We start from the raw sequence: 10438 nt of genomic DNA, 5'->3' as shown, positions 1-10438 counted from the left end.
CCTTCATGACCTTCCTGATCGCGGTCCCGACCGGTGTGAAGTTCTTCAACTGGATCGGCACCATGTGGCGCGGAAGTCTCTCGTTCGAGACGCCCATGCTGTGGGCGACCGGCTTCCTCATCACGTTCGTGTTCGGCGGGCTCACGGGCGTGCTGCTGGCCTCACCGCCGATCGACTTCCATGTCTCCGACTCGTACTTCGTGGTGGCCCACTTCCACTACGTCATCTTCGGGACGGTCGTGTTCGCGATGTTCTCCGGCTTCCACTTCTGGTGGCCGAAGTTCACCGGCAAGATGCTGGACGAGCGCCTCGGCAAGATCACCTTCTGGACGCTGTTCATCGGCTTCCACGGAACGTTCCTGGTCCAGCACTGGCTGGGCGCTCAGGGCATGCAGCGGCGGATCCCCGACTATCTGGCGGTGGAGGGACTGACGACGCTCAACACGGTGTCGACGATCAGCTCGTTCCTGCTCGGCATGTCGCTCCTGCCGTTCTTCTACAACGTGTGGAAGACGGCCAAGTACGGCGAGCGGGTCACGGCCGACGACCCGTGGGGCTACGGCCGTTCCCTGGAGTGGGCGACCTCCTGCCCGCCGCCCCGCCACAACTTCGTCGCCCTCCCCCGGATCCGCAGCGAGTCCCCGGCGTTCGACCTGCACCATGCGGACGTCGCGGCGGCGGAGCGGGAGCTGACGCTGCGATGACCGCCATGGATGATCTGCCCGTGGACCTGCGGGCGTTCCACAACGAGGTCGAGGGTCATCTGCTCGCCGCCGCCGCACACGAGGAGGCCCACGCGGCCGCCGCGCGCTTCGCCGCCCGTCTCGAACGGCTGCCGGAGCCCCAACGGGATGAGATCGAGCGGCTGTTCGCGGCGGAGTACCTCGCCCTCGTCCGGGCCTCGTGGCAACGCACGGCGCGGCGCGGGCAGGAGCTACGGGGCGAGTACGAGGCGGTGTACCGCAGGCTCCGCGCACGGCTGCTGGCCGGTCTGCTGCTGGGATGCGCGCTGCTGGTGGCGACGGATCTCGTGGTGCTGGTGTCGGTCTAGCGGTGTCAGGCCCCGCTGTCGGCGGGCTTCCTCAGGACCTCGATCAGACTGGCGTAACTGTCCTGTCCGTGGCCGGCGGCGGCGGCCTTCTCCATGGCGGCCTTCAGGAGCTCGGGCAGCGCGTTGTCGATGCCGCGGGCCGCCGCCGCGTGGATGAGGTGGTCGATGGCCGCGATCTGCACGTCGACGGTGGCGTCGTCGCCCGGGTAGCGGCCGGCGTCCACCTGGGGCGCGTAGGTGGTGAGGAAGCCCGCCACCGCGCTCAGCCAGCGGATCGCGACCGGGGTGAAGTCGGTGGCCGATGTCCGCTCGGCGCCGACCAGCGCGGTGCCGTGCAGCCAGCCGGTCATGGTGGACCACATCAGGCCGAGCAGGGCGGCGTCGTAGAGGGAGGCGAGGCCGGGGTCGGTGCCCAGGTGGAGCGGGTCACCGAGGGTCGCCAGCGTGGAGCGGTGGGCGCCGAAGACCTCCCGAGAGCCGCTGTAGAGGAACATCATGGCGGGGTCGCCGACGCCGGGCGGGGTGGTCATGATGGCGCCGTCGAGGTAACCGGCGCCGTGGGAGTCGGCCCACTTGACGGCTTCCTGGGCCTGCTCGGGAGACCCGGAGGTGAGGTTGACCAGGGTTCTGCCCGCCAGTTCGCCGGTGGCCGGGTCGAGGGCGGTGTACAGCGCCTCGTAGTCCAGCACGCAGGCGATGGTCAGCGGGGAGGCGGCGATCGCCTCCTGGGGCGTGCCGGCCAGGCGGGCACCGCGGTCGACCAGGGGGCGGGCCTTGTCCGGGGACCGGTTCCACACAGTGGTCGGGTGGCCCCGGTCCAGCAGGGCGGCGGCCAGTGCCGAGCCCATAGAGCCCAGTCCGACGACGGTGACCGGCCGGTGTTCTGCGTTCATTCCCAACTCCTCGGTATGTACTGCCAAATGACGCGTGATCACGTACGGACACGTTCGCAGGGCACGAAGATCGGGAACAGTGACAGCAGTGACGGCCTCCACCAAATTCCTGCCATAGGCTGCGGAGCATGAGTGCCGGTTCTGTCGCCGTGGTCGTGACCGAGGAGATCGGGGTCCCCTCGTGGGATCTGTACGAACTGAGCATCCCGTGCACCGTGTTCGGCAAGCCGCAGCCCGATCTGGCCGATCCCTGGTACGACCTGCGGCTGTGCGGGACCGGGGCCGGGTCTGAGGAGGGGGACGGTGCGGCGGGCGGCCACGGGCTGAGCCTGCGCACCCGCTACGGACTGGACGATCTGGTCGGTGCCGACACGGTCGTCGTGCCCTCGGTGCCCGACCCGTGCGTCGAGGAGGGCAGACCGCTGCCGCGGGAGCTGATCGAGGCCCTGCGCCGGGCTCATGACGCGGGCGCCCGCATGGTCTCCCTGTGCACCGGTGCCTTCGCGCTCGCCGAGGCGGGGCTGCTCGACGGACGGCGTGCCACCGCCCACTGGATGCACACCGCACAGCTGGCCGAGCGCTACCCGAAGGTGCACGTCGACGCGTCGGTGCTGTACGTGGACGACGGTGACGTGCTCACCAGCGCGGGGCTGACCGCCGGACTCGATCTGTGTCTGCACCTGGTGCGGCGCGACCTCGGCGCGCACGTCGCCAACCAGCTGGCGCGCCGCATGGTGGTGCCCGCCCACCGGCCGGGCGGGCAGGCGCAGTTCATCGAGCTGTCCGTGCCGGCCGGCGACGACGAGGGGCTGGCGCCCGTCCTCGAGTGGGCGAGAGCCAACCTGGACCGGCCCATGACCGTCGCCGACCTGGCGCGACGGGCCGCGATGAGTCCGCGTACGTTCTACCGGCGGCTCCAGGCCGTCACCGGGACGACCCCGCTCCAGTGGCTTCTCGACCAGCGGCTCGGGCGCGCCCGGTCACTGCTGGAGTCGACGGACCTGCCGATCGAGAAGGTCGGGGAGCTGAGCGGCCTCGGCACGGCCAACAATCTCCGCCACCACTTCCTGAGGCACCTCGGGGTGTCGCCCGGCGACTACCGGCGGGCCTTCCCCGGGGCCCCGGCGACCGGGCGTGGCCGTACGCCTGTCTGAGTCATGTCTGCGGACTCCACCCAGGGGGCCGCAGGATACCCAGCAGTTGCCGGACCAGCTCGTCGACGACCTCGTCCAGCGTCGCGTCGACCCAGCCGGCGCTCCAGTCGTGCAGCAGGCCGTTGACGCTGCCGATGAAACCCGTCGCCGCGAGGCGGTAGTCGCGGGGTGCCGCCTCCCCGCGCGCGGCGGCCGCCCGGGCCTCGGCGCAGATGAGGTCGACCCAGCCGGCCCGGCGGGCGAGCCGCTGCTCCTCCAGGCGCGGGCTGACGCCGATGATCTCGACGAAGGTGATGCGGATCCGGCGTGGATCGGCGGCGAGGTTGCCGGCGTAGGCGCGGAAGATCGCGGTCGCGCGCTCGACGAGCGGCAGGTCCGCCGCGCCGGCCGCCGCCTCCAGCACCGCCGCCTCGGCCCAGTCGTTGACCTGGAGGTGCAGGGCCGCGAGTACGTCCTCAAGGGTGCGGAACTCCTCGTAGAACTGACGGGTGGACAGCCCGGCCGCCTCGCTGAGCGCCGCGACGGTGGTGGCGCGGAAGCCGGGAGTGTCGCCGAACAACCGGAGCGCGGCGTCCAGGAACCGCCGGCGGCGCTCGGCCTGCCGCTCCTCGGCGGTCTTGCCGCCGTAGCGGCCGGTCGGCGCTCTGAGTCTGCCCGGCACCGGCTCTCCCTTCATCCGCTCGAACGCCCATCTTCGCTCGGACGCGATTTTGTCGTGGACGCGGTCTTGTGAAGAAGGCCGCCCCTTCCTTACTTTGCAGTAAGTTGACTCTGAAAGTACGTGTGTTCAGATTCCTCGCCCCCACCCGCAGAGGAGGGATCAGCCATGCCCGTCTTCCGACGACGGCACCTGTGCTCCCTGACCGCCGCCCTCGCCCTGACCGCCACCGTTCCCGCGACCGCCGCCCACGCGGACGCCCAGGACGCCTCCGCCGCGCTGCGCCAGGTGCTGTTCGTGGGCAACAACTGGGACGGCACCGCCGAAGTCATCAAGTCCACCGGCGACTTCGCGAGGATCGGCCGGATCAACGTCATACCCGACAAGGACGAGCGGATGGCGGAGATCAACGCCGATCCGATCAGATGGATCGCCTTCATGACGATCCGCAACAGCGTCGGCGAGGGACACGACCAGTTCGTCGACGACATGTACTCCACTCCGGACGGGAAGTCGGTGGTCGTCTCCCGGCCCAGCTTCGCCGACGTCGTCTCGATCGACCTCGCCTCCGGGCGGATCAACTGGCGCTTCCCGGTGTCCGGTTTCCGCTCCGACCACATGGCCGTCTCCCCCGACGGCAAGCGGGTCGCGGTGTCGGCCTCGACCGGCAACACCGTGCACGTCCTGGACATCGAGACGGGCAAGCAGCTCGGCAAGGCCGCCACCGGCGACAAGCCGCACGAGAACGTCTTCACCAAGGACGGCAAGTACATCTACAACATGTCGATCGGCGAGGTGAACACGCAGACCGACGCGCCCTGGCTGGACTGGACGAAGGGCGACCGCCGCATCACCGTCATCGACGCGACCACGTACCAGCAGGTCAAGGTCATCGACATGCGCCCGCGCCTGGACGCGATCGGCCTCAAGGACTACTCCGACGCGGTCCGGCCGGCGGTCTTCTCGCCGGACGAGTCGAAGCTGTACTTCCAGGTGTCGTTCTTCAACGGCTTCTTCGAGTACGACCTGGCCACCGACAAGATCACCCGGACGAAGACCCTGCCGAAGAACCCGGCGACCAGCGACGAGCGCACCACCTTCGTCAACGACTCACGCCACCACGGCCTCTCGATGAGCCCGGACGGCAAGAAGCTGTGCGTCGCGGGGACCATGGACGACTACGCCACGGTCGTCGACCGCGGCACCCTCCAGGAGGGCCCGCTCGTCACCGCCGCCAAGCCCTACTGGGCCACGGTCAGCGGTGACGGCAGGAGTTGCGTCGTCTCCGAGAGCGGAACCGACCAGGTCACGGCCATCGACTTCGCCACCGGGAAGAAGGTCGCGTCCGTGCCGGTCGGGGACCACCCGCAGCGCGTCCGGCTCGGCCAGGTCCGGGCCGACTGGACTAGCCCGTCCGCTGGTTGACCTCCTTCGCGGCCCACGCCGCCAGCTCGGAGCGGGCGGCGTTCAGCTGGTCCGCCGAGGGAGCCGTCGCCCCGTTGGTCACCAGCGCGTAGTGCGGGACGCCCGAGTCCGGCGCGGTGAGCAGCAGGCGGCGGCTTCCCGTGCCGCCGGGCTCCTGGGCCACGCCGATCGGGGTCGTCGAGGTGTACGCGGGCGGGGCGTGGGACGTGCCCAGGTCGGAGACGACCGTGGTGGAGGCGGTCGGGAAGCTCGCCGGCAGGTGCAGTTCGGTGGGTGCCCGGCCGCCGTCCGAGCGCCACAGCAGCAGCCCGTACTGTCCGGAGCCCACCAGCCGCTTCACGTTCGGCAGTGAGTCCGGCACCGGGTTCCAGGTCAGGGTCGTCGCACCGTCCCGGGAGCGGTCCTCGTAGGTGAAGCCGACGGTCTTCCCGGCCGTGGCGCTCGGATAGACGCGGTCCAGGAGCCGGGCGTCCTGGCGCAGCACCGGCTTGCCCGAGTCGTCGAGGCGTACGGCGGACAGGTCCTCGTCGTTCCAGGCGTCACCGGCGGTGAGCACCTTGTCGGGGTTGCCGTTCATCAGCTCGCGGTGCCGGCCGTTGTAGATGTCCCATTGCCACTGCGAGCCGGAGAGGACCGGTCCCGAGGCCGCCGGGTCGGACCACCAGTCGGCGCCCTTCAGGCGGGAGTCGAGGGCCTGGTACATCGCCTTGAGGACGGTGGGCGCCTTGTCGGAGACGTTGCCCGCCAGGGGATGCCCGAACTCGCTGACCACGGCGGCGGTCTGCGCGGCGGCGGCCCGGTCGCGGACCGTGCGGAAGTCGTTCGCGTACTGGCCGTCGGCAGCCTTGCCCCACATGAAGACGCCGGAGATGGCCTTCTGGTCGTAGAAGTGGGTGTTGAACACATAGCGCGGTCCGAGTCTTCCGGCGTCGAGCAGGCCGCCCTCCTGCTTCTGGAAGTCGAGGTTGGCGTTCCAGAAGAGGTTCGGCTCCACGAAGGCGGGCTTGTCCCGCCAGCCGGCCGCGTCCATACGGGCCCGGAACTTCTCGAAGAACGGCCACAGGACGTCCTTCTCCCAGGCGCGGCTGGTCTGCCCGGAGTCGTAGACGCCCGCGTGCGGCTCGTTGTAGGGGTCGAAGCCGACGACCCCCTTGAACTGGTCGGCGCTCAGGTGCTGTTCGACGTACGCCATGGTCTTCTCGGCGGTGGCGAGGAAGGCGTCCTGCACGCCGTGCGCGTTGTGCCAGAAGTCGTACGAGGCACGCTTCACGGCCTCGTTCTGGGTGATGTTCTGTCCCCAGAAGAGGCAGATCCCGCAGGACTCGTCGGGGTAGTTCCCGGCGTCCACCGCCCACTTGGGCGCGCCGTCGCCCGTGTACCAGCTGTCGGCGTCGAACAGGTGCCGGGAGTACAGGTCCTGGTGGAAGTCGGGGTAGACGCGGATGCCGACGTCGAGGAAGGCCTTCATCTGGGCGGTGGCGGCGGCCAGGTAGGCGGTGTCCATCTTGCCGCGCTCGGGTTCGGCGTAGGCCCAGGAGAGCAGGAAGCGGACGGTGTTGCCGCCGCCGAGGGCGCGCAGGGCGGTCGCCGACTTGCGCGCGTCGGCGACGGAGGCGAAGGGCAGGCCGCCGTTCTCCGCCAGCTTGGTCTCGCCGGAGACGTTGTAGCCGCGCAGGACGACCTCGCGGCCGGAGGCGTCGGTGAAGCGGCCGTTCTTCACGGTGACGGCCGGGTCGTCGAACCAGAGGGAACCGGGAGGGGACGCGGCGGTGGCGGGCGGGACGCCCGCCACCGACAGGGAGCCGAAGAGGACAGCCAGGACAACCAGCAGACGTACTTGGATAGTCGGCATGTCCACTACAGTCCGGTGATATCAGGACACCGTCAACACCCCTGACTCTGGAGTAAGTTCCCTCTCGGCCAGCGCGCACACCTCAACCACCCACCCTCCGTGTCACGTTCAACAAGTACTCCTTCCTGTTCAGCGGGTTGTGGTCGGTGCGCGGGCGCCGCGGCACCGTGCCGTGCGTGACTGGCGCATAGTGGTCGAAGGCGCTCTCCAGTTCCCCCTCACCGCGGGTCAGCCCCGGCAGCAGTTGCCCGAGGGTGTGCACCCGGGCCGCCGGCACGGTGCCTTCGAGGACGCAGAGGTCGCCCCGGTTCCGCGTCGCCTCCGGTACGGCCGCGAGCCCGGCGAGAACCGGCAGCAGGGCGCCGAGGGTGTCGGCCGGGGCCTCGACGCGGAAGCGGTGCATCGGCTCGTGGACCCGTGTCCCGGCCCGCCGCAGCGCCTCGATCAGCACCAGCGGGGTGACGCCGCGGAAGTCGGCACCGGTGCTCGACATGCTCTTGTCGAAGCCCTGGTGGGCGTGGCTCTGGCGGGGCGAGTAGCCGCTGTGGGTCATGGTGACCGTGCAGTCGGTGACCTGCCAGCCGTACAGCCCCTGGTCGAGGGTCTCGCGCACGGTGTCCTCGACGGCCTTGAAGAAGGCGTACGGCATGGAGCCGAGCTCCACCTCCAGGCGGAAGCCGACGCCCGAGCCGACCGGTGCCGGTTCTACGCGCAGGCCGACCGTCGCGAGGAACGGGTTCGGGTCCTTCTTGTTGAACTCCACGGCATGCCCGGTGCCGACGAGCCGTTCGACGCACAGCGGGGTGGTCTCGCGGAAGGTGACGTGGAGACCGTACTCGTCGGCGAGGGTGGCCTGGACGACCTCCTTCTGCACCTCGCCGTAGAGGGACACGGAGGTCTCCTGCCGTCGTTCGTCGTGGCGCAGGCCGATCAGCGGGTCCTGTTCGGCGAGCTGGGTGAGCGCGAGGTGGAGTGCGCCTCTGTTCACGCCGGGCCCCGGGACGACGACCGTCTCCAGGGTGGGCGGGGCGAAGAAGTGCTCGTACGTCTTGCGGGGTTCGCCGATCGCGTCGCCGATCCTGATGTCACCGAGCCCCCACAGCCGGGCGATCTGCCCTGCGGCGACGGCGTCCGCACGGGTGTCCGTGCCGTGGCCGAAGACGCTGATCCCGGTGATCCGGCCCTCGGCGCCGTCCGCTCCGAAGGGGATCCGGTCGCGGGTGCGCAGCGTGCCGGAGAACATCCGCGCGTAGGCGACCTTCTCCCCCGCCGGGCCCCGCTCGACCTTGAACACGGTGCCGGAGACCGGCCCGTCCGCGCCCCCGTCGGCGGCCGGCAGCAGTTCCTCGATGCCGGACAGGAGCGCGTCCACGCCGGCGCCCGTGGCGGCGGAACCGAAGTAGACCGGGTGGACCAGGGCCTCCCGGGTCTGCGCGACGAGGGACCTGCGCAGGAGGGCGTCCGTGACGGTGCCCTCGACGTACGCGGACAGCACGGTGTCGTCGTGGTCGGCCAGGACGTCGAGGGGGGCGGCCGGGCCGGGCCCCGGGAGGAAACGGGCCGCACGCGTACCGAGGCCGGTGGCGGTTCCCATCGGCACGATGGCGGGTGTCAGGCGGGCCGAGACCGACCGCAGCACCTCCTCGTCCCGCGCCCCGCGCCGGTCGATCTTGTTGACGAAGAGCAGGGTCGGGATGCGCAGCCGCTGGAGCGTCCGCATCAGCACCCGCGTCTGCGCCTGCACCCCTTCGACGGCGGAGATCACGAGGACGGCGCCGTCCAGCACGCCGAGCACGCGCTCCACCTCGGCGATGAAGTCCGGGTGACCGGGTGTGTCGATGAGGTTGACCGTCACACCGTCGAGCGGGAACGAGACGACGGCGGACTTGATGGTGATGCCACGCTGCCGCTCCAGGGCGAGGGTGTCGGTACGGGTGTTCCCGTCGTCGACGCGGCCGACCTCGTCGATCACCCCGGCCGAATGGAGCAGCCGCTCGGTCAGACTGGTCTTACCTGCGTCGACATGGGCGAGAATTCCAAGGTTCAGCAACTGCACGAGGCGTCATGTCCTTCGGAGAGAGAGCCGTTCCTGTCTGGGGTGACATGGACGCAGTGCGCATCTGTTGCTCCTCGGGACTCGATGACGTCGTCGACCCGTGCAGTGCAGCAGACCGGCCCGGCGGGCCACAACGGAATTAAGGGCCGGCGGGGTACCCGTGGGCCGCGTGGAAGGAGCCGGTCGTGCGTGACATCCTCCCGGTGCTCGGCCGCTGGTACGCGTCCGGGCTCCCGTTCGGCCTGGCGACGGTCGTCGAGGTCAGCCGCAGCGCGCCGCGCGACCCGGGCGCGGCGATGGCGGTGGGTCCGGACGAGGAGGTCGTGGGCAGCGTGTCCGGGGGCTGTGTCGAGGGTGCGGTGTTCGAGCTGGCGCAGGATGTCGTGGCGAGCGGCCAGGCCCGGCTGGAGAGCTTCGGCTACAGCGACGAGGAGGCCTTCGCCGTCGGCCTGACCTGCGGTGGTGAGATCACGCTGCTCGTGCGTCCCGTGACGCCCGAGCTGGATCCCGCCTTCGGCGCGGTCGTGGACTCCGTCGAGGCCGGAGAACCGGTGACCATGGCGACGGTGACCGACGGCCCGGCCCCGCGCGGGGCGGCACTCGCCGTCCGGCCGGAGCGGGTGTCGGGCACGCTGGGCGCGAGCGGCCTGGACGCGGCCGTCACCGCCGACGCGCGCGGCGAGCTCGCTCTCGGTGCCACCGGCCTGCGGCACTACGGCCCTCAGGGGCAGCGCCGCGAGGACTCCGTGAGCGTGTTCCTGCAGTCCTTCGCACCGCCGCCGCGGATGCTGGTCTTCGGCGCGATCGACTACGCGGCGGCCGTCGCCCGCATCGGGGACTTCCTCGGCTACCGGGTCACGGTGTGCGACGCCCGCCCCGTCTTCGCCACGCCCCGGCGCTTCCCCGAGGGCGTCGAGGTGGTCGCCGAGTGGCCGCACCGCTACCTGAGGGACACGGACACCGACGAGCGCACGGTCGTCTGCGTCCTCACGCACGACCCCAAGTTCGACGTGCCGCTGCTCCAGGAGGCGCTGCGCCGGCCCGCCGCCTACATCGGGGCGATGGGCAGCCGCCGTACCCACGCCGACCGGGCGCAGCGGCTGGCCGAGGCCGGGCTCACCGAGCGGGAGCTGTCCCGGCTGCGCTCACCGGTCGGTCTCGACCTGGGGGCCCGCACGCCCGAGGAGGTGGCGGTGTCCGTCGCCGCCGAGATCGTCGCGCTGCGCTGGGGCGGCACCGGGGTTCCGCTGACCGCCACGGAGGGAGCGGTGCATCCACCCCGCCCCCGGTGAGTCAGGGGGTCCCCCTGCTCGAGCGAAGCCGAGGGCTTGGGGGAGTGCGCGCCGGGC

The 10438-nt window shown here is 70.8% G+C and carries 9 protein-coding genes; 5 read left to right on the top strand and 4 right to left on the bottom strand.

Annotation, left to right across the window (positions count from 1 at the left end; genetic code table 11):
* The coding region (locus tag AOQ53_RS00670; RefSeq protein WP_174523210.1) for a cytochrome c oxidase subunit I at positions 1-704 on the top strand (704 nt) is incomplete at its 5' end.
* The gene (locus AOQ53_RS00665) at positions 701-1051 is read left to right on the top strand and encodes a hypothetical protein (protein ID WP_059413895.1); all 351 of its coding nucleotides are present in this window, start codon (positions 701-703) and stop codon (positions 1049-1051) included. The genes AOQ53_RS00670 and AOQ53_RS00665, both read left to right, overlap by 4 nt.
* Before the next feature lie 5 nt (positions 1052-1056).
* Here AOQ53_RS00665 and AOQ53_RS00660 read toward each other — a convergent pair whose 3' ends face one another.
* Positions 1057-1944, bottom strand: coding sequence for an NAD(P)-dependent oxidoreductase (locus AOQ53_RS00660; RefSeq protein WP_059413893.1), 888 nt, complete (start codon positions 1942-1944; stop codon positions 1057-1059).
* A gap of 149 nt (positions 1945-2093) precedes the next feature.
* On the opposite strand from AOQ53_RS00660, the gene AOQ53_RS47215 reads away from it, so the two are divergent.
* On the top strand, positions 2094-3098 hold the full coding sequence (locus tag AOQ53_RS47215; RefSeq protein ID WP_408055122.1) for a GlxA family transcriptional regulator: 1005 nt from the start codon (positions 2094-2096) through the stop codon (positions 3096-3098).
* Between the two features lies 1 nt (position 3099).
* On the opposite strand, the gene AOQ53_RS00650 is transcribed toward AOQ53_RS47215, so the two are convergent.
* A complete protein-coding gene (locus AOQ53_RS00650) occupies positions 3100-3759 on the bottom strand; it encodes a TetR/AcrR family transcriptional regulator (RefSeq protein WP_059413890.1) in 660 nt (219 codons plus the stop codon).
* Positions 3760-3924: 165 nt separating this feature from the next.
* Between AOQ53_RS00650 and AOQ53_RS00645 the strand changes: the two genes are divergently transcribed.
* Positions 3925-5181 carry a YncE family protein gene (locus AOQ53_RS00645; protein WP_059413888.1) on the top strand — a complete coding sequence of 419 codons (1257 nt, stop codon included), beginning with the start codon at positions 3925-3927 and terminating at the stop codon, positions 5179-5181.
* Here AOQ53_RS00645 and AOQ53_RS00640 read toward each other — a convergent pair.
* The gene (locus AOQ53_RS00640; protein ID WP_059413904.1) at positions 5162-7033 is read right to left on the bottom strand and encodes a cellulase family glycosylhydrolase; all 1872 of its coding nucleotides are present in this window, start codon (positions 7031-7033) and stop codon (positions 5162-5164) included. The two genes, AOQ53_RS00645 and AOQ53_RS00640, sit on opposite strands and share 20 nt — an antisense overlap.
* A gap of 82 nt (positions 7034-7115) precedes the next feature.
* Positions 7116-9089, bottom strand: coding sequence for an elongation factor G (locus AOQ53_RS00635; RefSeq protein WP_059413886.1), 1974 nt, complete (start codon positions 9087-9089; stop codon positions 7116-7118).
* A gap of 185 nt (positions 9090-9274) precedes the next feature.
* Here AOQ53_RS00635 and AOQ53_RS00630 point away from each other — a divergent pair, with 185 nt between their 5' ends.
* Positions 9275-10381, top strand: coding sequence for an XdhC family protein (locus AOQ53_RS00630; RefSeq protein WP_059413883.1), 1107 nt, complete (start codon positions 9275-9277; stop codon positions 10379-10381).
* Positions 10382-10438 lie beyond the last annotated feature (57 nt).

Origin of the sequence: Streptomyces azureus, assembly GCF_001270025.1 — a bacterium.
GTDB lineage: Bacteria > Actinomycetota > Actinomycetes > Streptomycetales > Streptomycetaceae > Streptomyces > Streptomyces azureus.
This window is presented reverse-complemented; position numbering and strand designations above follow the sequence as displayed.

Excerpts from the sequence above, each read along its gene's own strand:
- AOQ53_RS00665 (WP_059413895.1), top strand. The coding sequence starts at position 701 with ATGACCGCCATGGATGATCTGCCCGTGGACCTGCGGGCGTTCCACAAC.
- AOQ53_RS00645 (WP_059413888.1), top strand. The coding sequence starts at position 3,925 with ATGCCCGTCTTCCGACGACGGCACCTGTGCTCCCTGACCGCCGCCCTC.
- AOQ53_RS00640 (WP_059413904.1), bottom strand. The coding sequence starts at position 7,033 with ATGCCGACTATCCAAGTACGTCTGCTGGTTGTCCTGGCTGTCCTCTTC.
- AOQ53_RS00660 (WP_059413893.1), bottom strand. The coding sequence starts at position 1,944 with ATGAACGCAGAACACCGGCCGGTCACCGTCGTCGGACTGGGCTCTATG.